The organism is Spirillospora sp. NPDC048819, from assembly GCF_040650055.1.
Classification (GTDB): domain Bacteria; phylum Actinomycetota; class Actinomycetes; order Streptosporangiales; family Streptosporangiaceae; genus Spirillospora.
This window is the reverse complement of the sequence record NZ_JBEZGN010000014.1, coordinates 22,507-39,742: the sequence shown is the minus strand read 5'-3', so window position 1 is coordinate 39,742 and position 17,236 is coordinate 22,507. Positions and strand designations below refer to the sequence as shown.

Sequence of the window (17,236 nt, the reverse complement as noted above, 5' to 3'; positions counted from 1 at the left end):
GGTATAGGCGGTTGCGCCCCGGCGACCGGGTCGCCGTGGTCGCCCCGAGCGGCCCCGCGGAGCCCGCCCGACTGGAGGCCGGCTGCGCCGTACTCCGTGACATGGGCCTTGACGCCGTGGTCGGAAAGCACGCCCTCGACCGTGTCAACCTCGGCTCGCCGGGCCCCGTCCGCGACGACTGGCACCGGCTCGCCGGAGGCGACGCCGACCGGGCCGCAGACCTCCAGGCCGCCTGGTGCGACCCGCGCGTCCGTGCGGTGATCTGCGCGCGGGGCGGCTACGGCGCCACCCGCGTCCTGGACCATCTCGACTGGGACGCCCTGCGCGCCGCGACGGAGGCGTCCGCGGCGTCCGGCGGCGGCCCGAAGATCCTGCACGGCTCCAGCGACGTCACGGCCCTGCACGCCGCTTTTGGAACGCGCCTTCGCGTCACCACGTCGTTCGGCCCCATGCCCGCCGGCGTGATCGCCGACCTCGGTCCCGCCCTGGCCGGCGGCGGGGCGGACGATCGCCACGACGGCACGCTGGACGGTCTCCGCGCCGCGCTGTTCGGCGGCCCGGCGGCCCTGCCCGGCACGCACGCGCTGTGCCCGGGCCGCGCGGAGGGTCCGCTCACCGGCGGCACCCTGTCGCTCCTCACGGCCCTGCTCGGCACCCCGTACGCGCCGCCGCCCGCCGCGGGCCGCATCGTGTTCCTGGAGGACGTGACCGAGGCGCCGTACCGGATCGACCGCATGCTCGTCCAGCTGCTCCAGGCCGGCTGGTTCGACGGCGCCGCCGGGATCGCGCTCGGCTCCTGGCGCGACTGCGGTGACCCCGCCGAACTCGACTCGGTGTTCGCCGCGCGGCTCGGGCCGCTCGGCGTCCCCGTCCTGGCGGGCGTCCCCGCCGGGCACGGCCCGCACCAGCGCACACTGGAACTCGGCGCCCCCGCCGTGCTCGACACGACCGCACTGGCCCCCCCGGCCGCGGCCGCGCTCACCCTCCGAGCGCCGGGAGGTGCGCGATGAGAGGCCGCCATGCCCGTCCCGAACCGGCCGACGACGGGACCCTCGACTCGCTGCTGGTGCTGGTGGCCGAGAGCCTCGGCTACTCCTGCCACCGCGCGCCCGGTGAGATCATGCTGCTGGAGGGCGTCCAGCGGCTGCCGGTGAGCATGCGCGACCTGCGGCAGCTCGCCCGGCTGGTGCCCCGCGACGACTGGCCGGCGCTGGTCTCCGACCATGTCACCACGATCGTCACCGCGATGGAGGAGCCGCTCGACCTGAGCGACTTCGACCTCGCCCAGCATCTGCTGCGCACCCGCATCTACCCCGCCGAGGCCGACAACGGCGTGCTGGCGGCGCGGCCGTTCGCGCCCGGCCTGATCGAGGTCGTGGTCGTCGACACGCCCACCTCCGTCCGGACCGTCAGCACCGACGAGATGAACGGCTGGCCCGTCTCCGGCGACGCGCTGTTCATGCTCGGCCGCTCCAACGTCCGCGCCGACGGGCCGCTCCAGGTGGACGAGCAGGACCTCGGCGGCGTCCGCGTCTCGGTCCTGCACGGCTGGACGTTCTACGCCGTGACCCACCTGGCCTGGCTGGAGGAGTACCTGCCGATCGGGCCGTACGGTGCGCTGGTCATCGCCCCCAACCGCAGCCTGATCGTCGCGCATCCGCTCCGCATCAACGAGGGGTGCCCGAGGGCGCGCTACCGCGCGGCCGTGGCCGCGGCCAACGAGCTGCAGGCCCAGGCCCACCGCGCCTACGAGGACGGGCCGGGCTCCCTCAGCCCGCACCTGTACTGGTGGCGCGCTGGGGAGCTCTCCTACCTGGAGACCCGCTACGAGGGCGACTCGCTGGTGCTGCCGGAGGAGTTCTCCTCCGTCCTCGCCACCCTGGCCGCCGAGCACTGAGCGATCACGCGCGGGCGGGTTCGGGCTCGGGTTCCGGGGCCGGCGCGCCGGTCCGGGGCTTGATCGTCAGCGCGGGCAGCAGGACGTGCGTCAGCGGGCCGATCGCGACGGCGTACAGGAGCGTTCCGATGCCGACGGTGCCGCCGAGCAGCCAGCCGGTGGCCAGCACGGTCAGCTCGATCCCCGTCCGCACCACGCGGATGGAGTGGCCCCGCGCCGCGATGCCGGTCATCAGGCCGTCGCGCGGGCCCGGCCCGAGCCCGGCGCCGATATAGCAGCCGGTCGCGAAACCGCCCACCAGGACGGCGATGACCAGGTACGCCCAGCGCACGCCGAGCGCCTCCGGCGTGGGCAGCAGCCAGAGGAACAGGTCCGCGAAGACGCCGATGAGGACGACGTTGCTGATGGTCCCGATGCCGGGCCGCTGCCGCAGCGGGATCCACGCGAGCATCACCAGCGCGCCGGCGATGATGATCCAGGCGCCGATCGACAGGCCGAAGCGCCGGGACAGGCCCTGGTGAAGGACGTCCCAGGGGTCGTTGCCGAGGCCCGACGACACCTGCAGGGCGATCCCCAGCCCGTAGAGGGCCAATCCGACATAAAGCTGCACCAGACGGCGTGCCATCAAGGCCATTGATCCGCTCCCTCGCCCAAAACCGGCCATCTTCCTTGCTCACCTTGGCCCGAGTGGACTGGTTTTTATAGGGCCAATGTGCGAAAGTGGCTTGTGTGAGCACTCGATATGTGAGCGGTCCGCATCTGGCCCGGCTGCTGGGGGACGTGTCGCGCGAACGCCCCGTCTACGCGGCGCTGGCCCGGTCGGTGCGCGCCCTCGTCCTGGACGGGCGGCTCGCGCTGCGGACCCGGTTGCCCGCCGAACGCGACCTGGCCGCCGCTCTGGGCGTCAGCCGCACCACGGTCACCGCCGCCTACGACCGGCTCCGCGACGAGGGCTACATCGAGAGCCGCCAGGGCGCGGGAAGCTGGACGGTGCTGCCCCCGATGCGGCGGTCGCCGGCCGAGCCGCGGAGCACGGCCGCCGGCGGCCGGTTCGGCAGGGCGCACCCGGTCCCCGACGACGCGACGTTCATCGACCTCGGCTGCGCCGCCCCCGGCGCCCCGGCGATCTTCGGCGAGGCCGTCGCCGCCGCCGTCGACGAACTGCCCCGCTACAGCTCCGGCCCCGGCTACGAGCCCGCCGGGCTGCCGAGCCTGCGCCAGGTCATCGCGGACGGGTACACGGCGCGTGGCGTCCCCACCCGGCCCGACCAGATCGTCGTCACCACCGGCGCGCAGCACGCGTTCACGCTGCTGTCACAGGTCCTCATCGAGTCCGGCGACGCCGTCATGGTCGAACGCCCCACCTACCCGCACGCGCTCGAGGCGCTGCGCCGCCGCGGCGCCCGGCTGGTCCCCGTCGGCGTCAACGAGGGCTGGGACGTCGAACTCGCCGCGGGCGCCATGCGGCAGGCCGCCGTCCGGATGGCCTACACGATCCCCGACTTCCACAACCCGACCGGGCTGCTGATGGCCTCCGCCGAGCGGGCCGCGCTCGTCGACGCCGGCCGCCGCGCCGACGCGTTCCTGGTCGCCGACGAGACGTTCGCCGACCTCGCGCACGACCCCGCCGCGCCGCGCGAGGCGCCGCTGGCCTCCTACGACTCCGGCGGGCGGGTCGTCACCATCGGCTCGGCGTCCAAACTGATGTGGGGCGGCCTGCGGATCGGCTGGATCCGCACCACCGCACCGCTGGCCCGCCGCCTGGTGCTGGCCCGTGAACCGTACGACATGGCGAGCCCGGTGCTGGACCAGCTGATCGTCCGGGAGTTGCTGCTGCGGGTGGACGAGGTCCGCGCCGAGCGGGCCGAGAGCCTGCTGTGCAGCCGTGACGCGCTCGCGGGGGCGCTGCGCGAGCTGCTGCCCGGCTGGGAGTTCCGGCTGCCCGCCGGCGGCATGTCGCTGTGGGCGCGGATCGGCGCACCGGTCGCCACGGCGCTCGCCGGGGCCGCCGAGCGGCTCGGCGTCCGGGTCGTCGCCGGGCCGGTGTTCGGCGTGGACGGCGTCCTGGAGGACTATGTCCGGCTGCCGTACGTCCTGCCGCCGGACACGCTGCGCCTGGCCGTGGAACGCCTGGCCCTGGCCTACCGCGAGGCCGAGTCCGCCCCGGCCGCCCGCCCCCTTCCCGCCTACGTCTGACCCGGGGAGAGCAGTACCCCTACGGTGCCCGCTGAATGTAGCCCACTAGGTGTTCGCGTTCGCTCTCCAGTTCGTCGATGGCGCTCTTGACCACGTCGCCGATGCTGACGATCCCGACCAGGCGCCCGTCCTCGGTGACGGGCACGTGCCGGAAGCGGTGCTCGGTCATGGCGCGGCGCAGGTCCTCGACCATGTCGGCGGGGCCGCAGCTGCGCACCTCCGCGGTCATGATGTCGGAGACGGGACGGTCGAGCAGCGCCGCGCCGCGCTCGTGCAGGGACCGCACGACGTCGCGCTCGGAGGCGATGCCGGCGATCGACGTGCCGTCGGGTGAGACCACCACCGCCCCGATGTTGTGCTCCGCCAGGACGGCGAGCAGCTGCCGCACGGTGGCGTCGGGCCGCACCGTGGCCACCGTGTCTCCCTTCCTCCGCAGGATGTCGCGAATCCGCATGCCTCACGCTCCGGTGCCGGTTCGGGGCCCGTGGGACGACGGCCGCCGGGGGCGGGGGCCGGTCGCCGGGCTTGTTCTGCCAAGGTCGCATGTTCCGGCGTCCGGGAAAACCCCGCAGCGGTAAACCCCTCCCCGGACACCGCTCACGCCTGTGGCGAAAAGTTATGAAACATCACGTAAAGCCTTCCCCGTTCCATTCGGCCTGGTCGACACCCGGACCAGCCGTCTCGCCGGCCCCGAGCACCGCCCCGGCGCGGGCTAGGGCGCGAGGAGGCGGGCCAGGGCGCTGAGGGCGGGAGTCAGAACGCGGCCCGCCGGGGAGGCGTGGGCGAGGGCGGCCCTGGCGGCGTTGGCGCCGCAGGCGCCGTGCACCCCGCCGCCCGGGTGGGCGGACGCGGACGCCAGGTACAGGCCGGCGACCGGGGTCTCGGCGCGGCCGAGGCCGGGGACGGGACGGAACACCAGCTGCTGGTGGAGCATCGCCGTGCCGCCGTTGAGGGCGCCGTTCAGCAGGTTGGCGTTGTGCTCCTGGAACGCGGGCGGCGCGGTGACGCGGCGGCCGGTGATCAGGGAGCGGAAACCGGGCGCGAGACGTTCCAGGACGTCCTCCATGCGCGCGGCCATGGCGGTCTGCTCGCGCTCGTCCCAGACTCCGGTGATGCCGTCGGGGCCCGCGTCGGCCTTCACCCGGTGCGGCACGTGGGTGTAGGCCCAGACCGACTCGGTTCCGGCGGGGGAGCGGGAGGGGTCCGCGGTCGTCATCTGGCCGAGCAGCGCGAACGGCTCGGACGGTACGCGGCCGGTGGCGAGCTGTGCGCTGTAGTCGCTCAGCGCGTCCATGCCGGGGGAGAGGTGGACGGTTCCCGCCCGCGCCGCGCCGGGGGAGGCCCAGGGGATGGGCCCCGACAGCGCCCAGTCGACCTTGAACGTGGCGTGGTCCCAGTCGAAGCGCCGCATGTCCGCGCGGAGCGAGCCGGGAAGGTCGTCCCAGCCGACCAGGCCGCCGTAGAGGAGGGGCGCGGACACGTCCGCCAGGACGGCCTTGACCGCGCGCACCGGCTCACCGGACGCGGTGCGCACGCCCAGCGCCCGGCCCCCGCGGACGATCACCGAGGCGACGGGGGTGTCGCAGCGGACGCGCCCGCCGCGGGACTCCAGCCGCCGCACGAGCGCCGCCGTCAGCTCGCCCGCGCCGCCCTCGGGCACCGGCCAGCCGTACCGCTGCCCGATCATGGCGAGGAGCCAGCCGAACACCGAGCCGCCCGTCGTCTCGGGCAGCATGTCGGTGTGCAGCGCGGACCCGGTGAGCAGCAGCGGGCCGCCGGGCCCGGCGAACTCCCGCTCGCCGAACGTGCGCGCGGGCGCCAGCAGGTCGCGCAGGACGCGGAGCCCGCCCGCGCGCCGCGCCGACACGGCCAGCGGGAGCGCGGCGCGGACGGGCGGGAATGGCGTGAAGAGGGCGCGCAGGAGGTCCTCCCCCATCTCGTCCCACAGCCCGCAGAGCCGCAGCCACGCCTCGCCGTCGCCCGCGCCGAGCGCGTCGAGACCGGCGGCCGTCGCGTCCGCGTCGCGTTCGAGGACGGCGCAGCGTCCGTCCGGCAGCGGGTGCGCGAGGACGGCGGGGGCGTGCCGCCAGCGCAGACCGTGCCGTTCGAGGTCCAGGGCGCGCATCGCGGGGGACGCGACGCCGAGCGGGTAGAACGCGCTGCACAGGTCGCTGACGTAGCCGGGGTGGACGCCCCGGTCGCTGCGGACGGCCCCGCCCGGCTCCGGCTGCGCTTCGAGGACCTCCACGTCCCAGCCGGCGTCGGCCAGCATGTTGGCGGCGACGAGCCCGTTGGGTCCCGCGCCGACGACCACGGCGTCCGCCATGTGGTACCGCCTCCCCGGGTGAGTGATCACCCTACGGGTACCCGGGGCGCCCGTGTTCAGCCGGCGCGGTGTTCAGCCGGCGCGGTGTTCAGCCCGCGCGTGTTCGGCCGGCGCGGTGTTCAGCCCACGTCGAGGCGTGCCAGGAGGCGCATGAGGCGCGGTGACACGCGGGACGTCACGTGGCTCAAACGCGCCTCCGGCGTGACCGGGACGACCGCCCTGTCGTTCCGGACCGCGGCGACGATCCGCTTCGCCACTCCGTCGGGGCCGAAGTTGCGTCGTGCGTAGGCCCGCGCGGCCCGCTCCTGGCTGCGCGCCTCCTCGTCCTTGCCCAGGCCCACGAAACGGGACGTCCGGGTGATGTTGGTGTTGACGATGCCCGGGCAGATGGCGCTGACCCCGATGCCCTTGCCCTTCAGTTCGGCGCGCAGGCATTCCGACAGCATCAGCACGGCCGCCTTGCTGGTGGCGTAGGCGGGCAGTGCGCGGGACGGCGTGAACGCGGCGGCAGAGGAGGTGTTGACGATATGGCCGCCCTCCCCGCGTTCCACCATCTGGGCGGCGAAGAGCCGTGAACCGTGAATGACGCCCCACAGGTTGACGTTCAGGACCGCCGCCCAGTCCTCGGTGGAGTGGTCGAAGAACGACCCGGCCATGCCGATGCCCGCGTTGTTGACGACGACGTCCGGTACCCCGTGCTCGTGCATCACCGACTTGGCGAAGTCCTCCATCGCGGTGGGGTCGGAGACGTCCACCTGGAAGGCGTGCCCCTGCGGGCCCAGCAGGCCCGCGAGTTCGGCGGTCCGCTCGGCGGCGGCCATGTCGAGATCGGCCGCGACGACCTCCGCGCCTTGCTCGGCGAAGGCCAGCGCGGTCGCACGGCCGATTCCGCTCCCCGCGCCGGTGACGACCGCGAGGGAGCCTTCGAACGAGCGCCGGTCCCCTGCGACCCTGGCGCGCTGCAGCGCACGCGACTCGGCTGCGGTGAGCGGGCCGCCTTGGACGCCGGTGATGTGCTCGGTGATCCACCGGGCGACGACGTCCGGGTGGCTGCGCGTCACCCAGTGGCCGGCCGCGATCGGCCGGAGCGACAGGTTCGGGACGTGCCCGGCGAGCCCGCCCACCAGATGCGGCGAGACGAACAGGTCCTTGGTGGGGACGATGACTTGCGTCGGCACGTCCGTCCGCCGGTCGCGCGGGCTGCGCAGCCGCCGGATCATGTTCGCGCGGTACAGCCCGACCCCGGACGCGCCGTCGCGCGCCATCGTCCTCGCCGGATGCCCGGGGCGGGCGGGGACGCCCTCGCCCACCTCCAGGGCGCGGGTGAACACCTTGGACAGCCCGGCCCGCCACATCAGCTCCGGGAGCAGCGGCGTCTGGAAGAAGTAGATGTACCAGGACCGGGCGGCCTGTCCCACCGTCCGCCTCAGGCCGGACGGTGTGGGGCGGGCCAGGCTGCGGCGCATCCAGTGCGCGACGTGGTCCAGGCACGGCCCGGAGATGGAGGTGAAGGAGGCGAAGCGGTCCGGCATCGTGCACGCCGCCTCCCACGACTGGATCGAGCCCCAGTCGTGGCCGACCAGATGCACCTTGCGGTCGGGCGCGGTGGCGTCCAGCACGGCCTGCATGTCGGACATCAGGTAGTCGAAGGTGTAGCGCTTGCGCCCGAACGGCCGGGACGACGATCCGGCGCCGCGCACGTCGTAGCGGACGACGTGGAACCGCCCGGCGAGCCGCTCGGCGACCTCGTCCCAGACCGCGTGGGTGTCGGGGTAGCCGTGGACGAGCAGGACGGTCGGGCGCGACCGGTCGCCCTGTTCGCAGACGGCCAGATCGACGCCGTCGCCGCGGACCCTCCGCCGGGTGACGGGTGAAGCCGGGGGTGTCATGTCGTCGTCTCCCGTCGTGCCCACCGCCGCACATGGGGCAGGTCGTCGTCCAGCCAGTACGCGTCGTCCTCGGTGACCACGAGGATCTCCTCGAACTTCACGCCGACGCCGCGGAACCCGATGTGCGGTTCCACCGCCCACAGTCCAGGCGTCGGGGGATGCTGCGACTGCGCGGCCCCGTTCCAGAGCGGGGAGCGCCCCTCCAGTCGCTCCTTGACCAGTTCGCGGCCGATGGTCTGGAGGAACCGTACACCGAACGGGAATCCCACGCGCTTGGGGAGGATTCCGCCGATGACGCCGACCTGGTGGCCGATGACCCGTCCGGGATATTTGCGGTGCCTGCTCTGGAGCCCCTGCCGCTCGATGAGCGCGTCGACCTCGGCGTAAATGCCGGCGAACGTGCGGCGCTCGCGGACCAGGTCGAGGATGAGCGTCCGGTAGCCGGCGAGGTCGGCGTCGAGCCACTCCCAGATCCGGTTCGCGCCGAGGACGCCGCCGTACCCGATGTCGGCGGAGTACCCGTCCCGCACCGGCGCCATGTCGAGGATGTACGGCATGCCCTCCTCCAGCCGCGTCCGGCTCGGGAGGAACTGCGTCGGCACCTTGAACCCGCGGAACGCCGACCGGTCGCCGAACCACGCGAACGGGGTGTGCAGCCAGTCGTCGACGCCGCGTTCGCGCAGCCACCGGCGCATGCGCCGGCACGCCTCGCGCTCGGTCACGCCCGGTTCGAGCGTGGCGGCGACCTCTTCGGCGCACCGGTAGCACAGGCGCTGGACGTCACGGAATCGCTCAAGCTCCGCCGGGTCGTGTACGCGGGCGAGCGCCACTTTATTGGACACGATGTTAATAAAGCGCCGAATCGTCCCCCGGTCAAGGGGCGGCGGTGCGTGACGCCCGCCACGCATGGCCGAGGGCCCGTACGGCGCGGCGGTACGGGCCCTCGGCGGGTGCGGCGGTCTAGTACGGGTCGTAGCCCGCGGCCCGCGCCGCGGGGGACTGCATCAGGTAGTCCAGCGCCCGCGGCGTCGAGCACACCTTCGACGGGTGGTGGTTCGGCTTGAGGTAGACGGGCGCCTCACCGAGCAGCAGCCTGAAGATGCCGGGCACGTGGCCCAGCCGGACCGACCGGCGGTACGCCCGGTAGACGCGCAGCGGCGTCACCCGCTTCTTGACGGTCGGGTCCTGCTTCAGCAGGTACAGGGACCCGCCGATCAGCGCCCAGTACAGGAAGAACAGCGACACCACCCACGCGGCGACGCGCGTGACGTAGCCGCCGCCGACGGCCTTGTACACGTCGAACACCACCGACCGGTGCTCGACCTCCTCGGCGCCGTGCCAGCGCAGCAGGTCCAGCATGGTCGGGTCGACCCCGGCCTTCTCGAACCGGTCGTTGTCCATGATCCACTGGCCGAGGACGGCGGTGTAGTGCTCGATCGAGGCGACCGCGGCCAGCTCGAACCGCAGCCTGCGCCGCCACGCCCGCGGGTTCTTCTTCTTCAGCGCGGCCATCTGCGCCGGCCGGTCCGCGTTGCCCTTGGCCGCCGCGTCCGTGATCTTGGAGACGTCGATCCCGTTCGCCTCCAGGATCTGGTCGAGGACGCCCTGGTGCGAGCGGGCGTGCACCATCTCCTGCCCGATGAACCCCCGGATCTCCTCCTGGAGCCGCTCGTCCTTGATGTAGGGACGCGCGTCCTTCACGCACTGGATGAACCACTTCTCGCCCTCGGGCAGGACGATGTGGAACGAGTTGATGATGTGGGTGGCGACGGGGTCGCCGGGAACCCAGTGCAGCGGTGTCCGCGACCAGTCGAAGGACACGCGCCGAGGCTTGATCGGAGGGTGGCGCTCGTCGATCCCGGACGCCGGTCCGCCGCCAGTCAGGGGCCTCGTCATTCGGGTCCTCGCTTCCACGCATCGTCACGCCGCGTGAGCACACGCGCGCGTATCCATTGGGGGATGAGTCAACTCCAGTGGGCCCCGTCGTTTCTTGGGGCGCACCCAACAAGTTACCGCTTGGTTTTCGGCTCGGGGTGATAACTCGGGACCCTTACAGGGCCAAACGTTCCGCACCCGCGTAAACGTTCATGGTCTCCCCGCGCAGGAACCCGATGAGCGTCATCCCGGCGTCCTCGGCCAGATCCACCGCCAGCGACGACGGCGCCGACACCGCCGCCAGCACCGGCACGCCCGCAGTCATCGCCTTCTGCGTCAGCTCGAACGACGCGCGCCCGCTCACCATCAGGACGGTCCCCGCCAGCGGCAGCCGCCCCTGGCGCAGCGCCCAGCCGATCACCTTGTCGACCGCGTTGTGGCGCCCGACGTCCTCCCGCAGCGCGAGCAGCTCGCCGCCGGCGTCGAACAGCCCGGCCGCGTGCAGCCCGCCCGTCCGGTCGAAGACCCTCTGCGCCTCGCGCAGCCGCCCCGGAAGCGCCGCCAGGACATCGGGCGTGAGCCGTACCGGGTCGTCCCGCACCTCGTACGGCCGGTCGGCGCGCAGCGCCTCGATGCTGGACTTCCCGCACACCCCGCACGCACTCGTCGTCGTGAACGCCCTGGTCATGGAGTCGTCCGGCGCGGGAACCCCGGGGGCGAGCGCGACGTCCAGCGTGTTCTGCTCCTCGGTGTCGGCGCAGTAGCGCATCGTCGCCAGGTCGCCGGCGCCGGCGATCACGCCCTCGGCCGCCAGGAAGCCCGCGACGAGGTCGAAGTCGTGCCCGGGCGTCCGCATCGTGATGGTGAGCGGCTTGCCCGCGACGCGGATCTCCAGCGGCTCCTCCACCGCCAGCGTGTCGGGCCTGCTGCCTCGCGACCCGGAGGTGCTCAGCCGGAGCACTGGCCTGCGCACGGTGATCCGCCCCATGGACGGGACCGTACCCCGGATACCGACGAGTAACGAAAAGTTCGGACCGACCTGTCCTGTTTTAGGTCCCTTCATCCCCGGGACAGGACGCCCTGGCTCCCGGGGCGTCCCGGCACCGATGATCGGAACGTGCCAAAGCGCGCCCCAAGGGGACCGGGGCGCCACAGAACGCAAGGAGCCAAGACACCGATGCGCAAGTTCCTGCTCGTTCCCGCCCTGCTCGGCGGCCTGGTGCTGGCCACCACCGCCTGCGAGGTGAACGCGGGGGTGACCAAGACCGTCTCCGCCGACAAGGTCGAGGAGCAGATCGTCGCGAAGTTCGGCCCGCCCTTCGACGACGGCGGCATCGGCCCGGCGACGGCCGACTGCGGCGAGGACCTCAAGGGGGAGGTCGGCGCCGCCATCTCCTGCACGGTCAAGGACGGCAACGGCCGCGACTACCCGCTGACCGTCACCGTCACCTCGGTCGACGGCGACCAGGTCCGCTTCAGCATGGAGGAGCCTCCGCAGCCGAAGGGCTGACGCTCACCCCCGCGTTTCTCCACCGCAGGCCGCAGGCCGCCGCGATCTCGGACCCGGTCCGTGCCCGCGGCGGCCTGCGGCCGGAAGCGGGTCGCGGAGGCGTACGGGAATCGAACCCGCCGTCCCGAGATCCTCGGGACCATCGGCTTTGAAGGCCGGGGAGGCCACCAGGCGCTCGCACGCCTCCGCGGGTGATCTTAGCCGGTGTAGAGGTCGTCGATGGCGGTGGAGTACTTGGTGTGGACGACGCGGCGCTTGAGTTTGAGGGTGGGGGTGAGCTCCTCGCTCTCGGCGGTCCATTCGGCGGGCAGCAGGCGCCACTTCTTGACCTGCTGGACGCGGGCGAGGCGGGAGTTGGCGTCCTCGACGGCCTTGGCGACCTCGTCGAGGACGAGGGGGTTGTCGGCGAGGGCCGCGAGGTCGGTGGTGTCGATGCCGTGGGCGGCGGCCCAGACGGGGGCGACCTCGCCGTCGAGGGTGATGAGGGCGACGACGTAGGGGCGGCGGTCGCCGAAGGCGAGGGCCTGGCCGACGAGCGGGTGCTCCTTGAGATGGTTCTCGATCATGGACGGGGCGATGTTCTCGCCGCCGGCGGTGATGATGAGCTCCTTCTTGCGGTCGACGACGGTCAGGAAGCCGTCGGCGTCGAGGCGGCCGACGTCGCCGGTGCGGACCCAGCCGTCGGCGTCGATGAGGTCGGCGGTCGCCTCGGGGCGCCGCAGGTAGCCGGGGGTGCAGGTGGCGCCCCGGACGAGGATCTCGCCGTCGTCGGCGAGCTTCAGCTCCACGCCCTCGAAGGGGCGGCCGACCGTGCCGAGCTTGAAGGAGTCCGACAGGTTGGCGGTGATGGCGCCGGTCGTCTCCGTCATCCCGTAGGCGTCGAAGATCTTCAGGCCGAGGCCGGCGAAGAAGCGGGCGACCTCGACGGGCAGCGGCGCGGCGGCGCTGGACGCCTGGAGGACGCGGTCCAGGCCGAGCATGGCGCGCATGGGGGTGAGGACCGCCTGGTTCGCCTTCTCGAAGGCGGCGGTGATCTCGGGGGTGAGCGTGTTGCCGAACTCCTGGGCCGTGACGTAGGCGCGGCCGGCGTCGAGGGCGGCGGCGACGGCCTGCTTCTTCGCCTCGTCCTGCTCGGCGGACAGCACGGCCTGGATGCCGGCCATGATCTTCTCCCAGACGCGGGGGACGCCGAAGAAGGAGTGCGGCCGCACCGCGCCGAGGACGGCGGTGAGCTGGGCCGGGTCCGGGCAGAAGTGGACGTGGGACGCGAGCCTGATCGGCAGGTAATAGCTGAGGACGCGGTCGGCGATGTGGGCGAACGGCAGGTAGGAGATGCCGGACGGGTGGTCGGGCAGCACCGAGCTGCGCTTCACCATCGCCGCCTCGTGCAGCACCATCGAGTGCGTGATGAGGACGCCCTTGGGGTCGCCCGTGGTGCCGGAGGTGTAGAGGAGCGTGACGGTGTCGCCGGGCTTGACGGCCTGCCAGCGGCGGTCGGCTGCGGCCGGGTCGGCCGCGAGTTCCCTGCGGCCGAGTTCGGTGAGGGCGTCCCAGGTGAGGTAGCGGTCGCCGGCCGGGCAGTCGTCCGCCTCCACGACGATGATCTTGCGGAGGCCGGGGAGGCCGTCGAGGACCGGGAGCCAGCGGTCGAGCTGGTCCTTGCCGTTGAGGACGGCGTACCTGGCGGAGCAGTCACCGGCGACGAACGCGATCTGGTCGGGCGCGAGGGTCGCGTAGACGGTGGTGGGGGTGCCGCCGGCGTGGACGGCGCCGAGGTCGGCGAGGACGTGCTCGGTGCGGTTCGGCATCATCAGGGCGACCACGTCGCCGGGCTCCAGGCCGAGGGCGGCGAAGCCGGCGGCCGTCTCCAGTGCCCGGGTCCGGGTCTCGGCCCATGTCAGCGTGTTCCACCCGCCGCCGGCGCGCTCGGAGTAGGCGGGCAGGTCGCCGTGGCGCTCGGCGGTCTCGGCGAGTGCGGTGCAGGTCGTCTGTCCGTCGAGGGCCCGGTCAAGTCCGGCCCGTCCTCGTTCGTGGATCCCCATGTCGCCCCTTGGAAGTAAGTGATGACTTGCTAAAGCTGAATCGCATCATGCCGAATGTCGTTCGGACAAGGGTTTCCCGGTTTTCCGGGCTGGTCGGACCGCGATCTGGGCCCTCGGTGACCGCACCCGTACTGTCCGTTTCTTGATCATTTGAGATGGTTGTGCGTTAAATCTTCCCGTGACCCGCCTCGCACCCGTCGCCCGCCTCACGCAGTACGCGCACGGCGGCGGCTGCGCGTCCAAGATCCCCCCGGCGGAGCTGGAATGGGTCGTGACCGGTCTCACCGGCGGCGGCGACGACCTCCTGGTGGGCGGCGCGGACGGCGACGACGCGGCCGTCCTGCGGATCGAGGGCGGCCGGGCCGTGGTATCCACCGCCGACTTCTCCACCCCCGTCGTCGACGACGCCTACGACTGGGGCCGCATCGCCGCCGCCAACGCGCTGTCCGACGTCTACGCGGTCGGCGGCGAGCCGCTGATGGCCCTCAACCTCCTGGGCTGGCCCCGCGACGCGCTGCCCGCCGAACTGGCCCGCGAGGTGCTGCGCGGCGGACGGGACGTGGCGGCGCTCGCGGGCTGCGCGATCGCCGGCGGGCACAGCGTCGACGACCCCGAGCCCAAGTACGGCCTGGCCGTGACCGGCGTCGCCGACCCCGACCGGCTGCTGCGGCTGGACGCCGCACGCCCCGGCCTCCCGCTGTCGCTGACCAAGCCGCTCGGCATCGGGGTCCTCAACGCCCGCCACAAGGCGACCGGGGTGGTGTTCCCGGAGGCGGTCGAGACCATGACGGAGCTCAACGCCGCGGCCGGGCTCGCGGCGCTGGAACGCGGCGTCACCGGCGCCACCGACGTCACCGGGTTCGGGCTGCTCGGCCACCTCTACAAGCTGGCGCGGGCCAGCGGCGTCACGGCCGTCGTGAACGCCTCCGCCGTGCCGTACCTGGACGGCGCGCGGGACGCCGTGCGGGACGGCTTCGTCCCCGGCGGCTCCCGGCGCAACCTGGCGTGGGTGTCGCCGCACGCCGACTTCCGCCGGATCGGCGAGGAGGAGCGGCTGCTGCTGGCCGACGCGCAGACCTCCGGCGGCCTGCTGATCGCCGGCGAGATCCCCGGCGCCCCCGTCGTCGGCGAGCTGGTCGCCCGGGGACGCCACACGCTCGTCGTGCGCTGACACCGCGCCCCCGCGGCCAAGCCGTGCCGCCTCCCGTGCCGGCTGCCGTGCCGCCTCCCGTGCCGCGCCCGTGTCGCCGATCAGGACACGGGTAGGGGACTGCGGTCGGGGCGAAGAGGCTAGGGGGCTCACATGACCATCACCGGGCTCGCCGCGGCCGTCGTCCTCGGCGCGGTCATCGGTGTGCTGGGACGGCTGGTCGCGCCGGGCAGGGAGAGCATGCCGATCTGGCTCACCATCGGCGCCGGGATCGTCGCGGCGTTCGCCGGGACGGGCCTGGCCCAGGTGTTCGGCCTGGCGGACGACGGCTGGAGCATCTGGACGACGGTGCTCCAGATCGCCCTGGCGGTGGTCGGCGTCTTCCTCGTGGCGGCGTTCTGGCCCAAGCGCACCCCCTCGTAGAGGGCCCGCCCCTGCAGCTAGGGGGCCTTCCGCAGGACGGGCCGCAGGGTGTCCAGGACGTCCGTATCCTCGATGGTGGACGGGACGGAGACCTCCTGCCCGTCGGCGATGCCCCGCATCACGCCCCGCAGGATCTTGCCGGAGCGGGTCTTCGGCAGCGCCGGCACGACCGTGATCTCCTTGAGGGACGCGACGGGCCCGACCTGGTCGCGCACCATCCGGACCAGCTCCGGGCACAGCTCCTCCGGCTCGGCCAGGACGCCGCTCTTGAGGACGACCAGCCCGCGCGGGACCTGCCCCTTGAGGGGGTCCTGGACGCCGATGACCGCGCATTCGGCGACGGCCGGATGGGACGCGATGACCTCCTCCATCGTCCCGGTGGACAGCCGGTGCCCGGCCACGTTGATCACGTCGTCGGTGCGGCCCATCACCCACACGTAGCCGTCCTCGTCGACGTGGCCGCCGTCGCCGGTCAGGTAGTGACCGGGGAAGCGGGTGAGGTAGGACTCGACGAACCGCTCGTCGTCCTGCCACAGCGTGGGCAGCGTGCCGGGCGGCAGCGGCAGCCGGATCGCGATGTCGCCGTCGGCGCCCGGTGGGACGGGCGAGCCGTCCGGGCCGAGGATCCGCACGTCGTACCCGGGGACCGGCACCGACGGGGACCCGGGCTTGACCGGCATCGGCTCCAGCCCGCGCAGGTTCGCCACGATCGGCCAGCCCGTCTCGGTCTGCCACCAGTGGTCGATGACGGGCCGGTCGAGGATGCGCGACGCCCACCGGTAGGTGTCGGGGTCGAGGCGCTCCCCGGCGAGGAACAGCGTGTCCAGCGCCGACAGATCGTGCCCGGCGAGCAGCGCGCCCTCCGGGTCCTCCTTCTTGACGGCCCGGATCGCGGTCGGCGCGGCGAACAGCGCCTTGACCCGGTGCTGCGCCGCGACGCGCCAGAACGCGCCCGCGTCCGGCGTCCCCACCGGCTTGCCCTCGTACAGGACGGTCGTGCAGCCGGTGAGCAGCGGCGCATACACGATGTAGGAGTGCCCGACGACCCAGCCCACGTCGGACGCGGCCCAGAACACGTCGCCGGGCCCGACGCCGAACACGTTCTCCATCGACCAGCGCAGCGCCACCGCGTGCCCGCCGTTGTCGCGGACGACGCCCTTCGGCCGCCCGGTCGTCCCCGACGTGTACAGGATGTAGAGCGGATCGGTGGCGGCGACGGGAACGCACTCGGCGGGCTCGGCGGCCGCGACGGCCTCGTCCCACTCCACGTCCCGCGGCCGGACGAGGTCGGCGTGCAGCTGCTCGCGCTGCCGGATCACGCACCGTTCGACCTTGTGCTTCGCCAGATCCAGCGCCCGGTCCAGCAGCGGCTTGTAGGGGACGACCCGGCCCGCCTCGATGCCGCAGGACGCCGACACGACCGCCTTGGGCCGGGCGTCGTCGATGCGGACGGCCAGCTCGCGCGCCGCGAAGCCGCCGAACACGACCGAGTGCACCGCGCCGAGCCGCGCGCACGCCAGCATCGCCACGACCGCCTCGGGCACCATCGGCAGGTAGATGACCACGCGGTCGCCGCGGTCGACGCCCTGCGCCCGCAGCGCCCCGGCGAACCGGGCGACGAGGCCGGTCAGCTCGCCGTAGGTGTAGGTCCGGACGGTGCCGGTGACGGGGCTGTCGTAGATCAGCGCGGGCTGGTCGCCGCGGCCCTCCTCGACGTGCCGGTCCAGTGCGTTGTCACAGGTGTTGAGCTCACCACCGGTGAACCAGCGGTAGAACGGCGGCGCCCCGTCGTCCAGCACCCGGTCCGGCGGGACGAGCCAGCGCACGTCCCGTGCCGCCAGGCCCCAGAATCGGGTCGGATCGGCGATGCTGCGTTCGTACGCGGCCGCGTAGGCGCCCATGTCGTCCTCCCGGTCGGGTGTCCTGGC

Annotated in this window: 15 protein-coding genes and 1 tRNA gene; 6 read left to right on the top strand and 10 right to left on the bottom strand. The window is 73.2% G+C overall.

The window, feature by feature from the left end:
* Nucleotides 1-35: 35 nt before the first annotated feature.
* Both AB0C35_RS20110 and AB0C35_RS20105 read left to right on the top strand, forming a co-directional pair.
* A complete protein-coding gene (locus tag AB0C35_RS20110; RefSeq protein ID WP_358458166.1) occupies nt 36-1,010 on the top strand; it encodes an LD-carboxypeptidase in 975 nt (324 codons plus the stop codon).
* The gene (locus tag AB0C35_RS20105; RefSeq protein ID WP_358457905.1) at nt 1,007-1,897 is read left to right on the top strand and encodes a hypothetical protein; all 891 of its coding nucleotides are present in this window, start codon (nt 1,007-1,009) and stop codon (nt 1,895-1,897) included. The genes AB0C35_RS20110 and AB0C35_RS20105 overlap by 4 nt, the downstream gene beginning before the upstream one ends.
* A 4-nt stretch (nt 1,898-1,901) precedes the next feature.
* On the opposite strand, the gene AB0C35_RS20100 is transcribed toward AB0C35_RS20105, so the two are convergent.
* Nucleotides 1,902-2,531 (bottom strand): hypothetical protein, encoded by a 630-nt coding sequence (locus AB0C35_RS20100; protein WP_358457904.1) that lies wholly within the window; start codon nt 2,529-2,531, stop codon nt 1,902-1,904.
* A 95-nt stretch (nt 2,532-2,626) separates the two neighbouring features.
* Here AB0C35_RS20100 and AB0C35_RS20095 point away from each other — a divergent pair, with 95 nt between their 5' ends.
* Nucleotides 2,627-4,093, top strand: a complete 1,467-nt coding sequence (locus tag AB0C35_RS20095; protein ID WP_358457903.1) for a PLP-dependent aminotransferase family protein — start codon at nt 2,627-2,629, stop codon at nt 4,091-4,093.
* Between the two features lie 19 nt (nt 4,094-4,112).
* Here AB0C35_RS20095 and AB0C35_RS20090 read toward each other — a convergent pair whose 3' ends face one another.
* From AB0C35_RS20090 to fdhD, 6 genes are all read right to left on the bottom strand, one after another.
* Nucleotides 4,113-4,547: a CBS domain-containing protein gene (locus AB0C35_RS20090; protein WP_358457902.1), complete on the bottom strand. Its 435-nt coding sequence runs from the start codon at nt 4,545-4,547 to the stop codon at nt 4,113-4,115.
* A 258-nt stretch (nt 4,548-4,805) separates the two neighbouring features.
* Nucleotides 4,806-6,419, bottom strand: coding sequence for an NAD(P)/FAD-dependent oxidoreductase (locus tag AB0C35_RS20085; RefSeq protein WP_358457900.1), 1,614 nt, complete (start codon nt 6,417-6,419; stop codon nt 4,806-4,808).
* A gap of 119 nt (nt 6,420-6,538) precedes the next feature.
* Nucleotides 6,539-8,308, bottom strand: a complete 1,770-nt coding sequence (locus tag AB0C35_RS20080) for an SDR family oxidoreductase (protein WP_358457898.1) — start codon at nt 8,306-8,308, stop codon at nt 6,539-6,541.
* Nucleotides 8,305-9,138: a M24 family metallopeptidase gene (locus AB0C35_RS20075; RefSeq protein ID WP_358458164.1), complete on the bottom strand. Its 834-nt coding sequence runs from the start codon at nt 9,136-9,138 to the stop codon at nt 8,305-8,307. Before AB0C35_RS20075 ends, AB0C35_RS20080 begins: the two co-directional genes overlap by 4 nt.
* Nucleotides 9,139-9,268: 130 nt before the next feature.
* The gene (locus tag AB0C35_RS20070) at nt 9,269-10,129 is read right to left on the bottom strand and encodes a metal-dependent hydrolase (protein ID WP_358457896.1); all 861 of its coding nucleotides are present in this window, start codon (nt 10,127-10,129) and stop codon (nt 9,269-9,271) included.
* Nucleotides 10,130-10,358: 229 nt separating this feature from the next.
* Nucleotides 10,359-11,171, bottom strand: coding sequence for a formate dehydrogenase accessory sulfurtransferase FdhD (fdhD, locus tag AB0C35_RS20065; protein WP_358457894.1), 813 nt, complete (start codon nt 11,169-11,171; stop codon nt 10,359-10,361).
* A 189-nt stretch (nt 11,172-11,360) separates the two neighbouring features.
* Between fdhD and AB0C35_RS20060 the strand changes: the two genes are divergently transcribed.
* The gene (locus AB0C35_RS20060) at nt 11,361-11,693 is read left to right on the top strand and encodes a DUF4333 domain-containing protein (protein WP_358457892.1); all 333 of its coding nucleotides are present in this window, start codon (nt 11,361-11,363) and stop codon (nt 11,691-11,693) included.
* A gap of 94 nt (nt 11,694-11,787) precedes the next feature.
* On the opposite strand, the gene AB0C35_RS20055 is transcribed toward AB0C35_RS20060, so the two are convergent.
* Nucleotides 11,788-11,880 (bottom strand) — tRNA-Sec (locus tag AB0C35_RS20055).
* A gap of 10 nt (nt 11,881-11,890) precedes the next feature.
* Nucleotides 11,891-13,735, bottom strand: coding sequence for an AMP-dependent synthetase/ligase (locus AB0C35_RS20050; protein ID WP_358457891.1), 1,845 nt, complete (start codon nt 13,733-13,735; stop codon nt 11,891-11,893).
* A gap of 178 nt (nt 13,736-13,913) precedes the next feature.
* Between AB0C35_RS20050 and selD the strand changes: the two genes are divergently transcribed.
* Together selD and AB0C35_RS20040 are read left to right on the top strand one after the other, a co-directional pair.
* Nucleotides 13,914-14,906 carry a selenide, water dikinase SelD gene (gene selD / locus AB0C35_RS20045; RefSeq protein ID WP_358457889.1) on the top strand — a complete coding sequence of 331 codons (993 nt, stop codon included), beginning with the start codon at nt 13,914-13,916 and terminating at the stop codon, nt 14,904-14,906.
* Nucleotides 14,907-15,038: 132 nt separating this feature from the next.
* On the top strand, nt 15,039-15,308 hold the full coding sequence (locus AB0C35_RS20040; RefSeq protein ID WP_358457887.1) for a GlsB/YeaQ/YmgE family stress response membrane protein: 270 nt from the start codon (nt 15,039-15,041) through the stop codon (nt 15,306-15,308).
* A 17-nt stretch (nt 15,309-15,325) separates the two neighbouring features.
* Here the strand turns inward: AB0C35_RS20040 and AB0C35_RS20035 are convergent, their stop codons facing one another.
* Complete coding sequence (locus AB0C35_RS20035) at nt 15,326-17,209, bottom strand: propionyl-CoA synthetase (RefSeq protein ID WP_358457885.1); 1,884 nt, start codon at nt 17,207-17,209, stop codon at nt 15,326-15,328.
* Nucleotides 17,210-17,236: the final 27 nt, after the last annotated feature.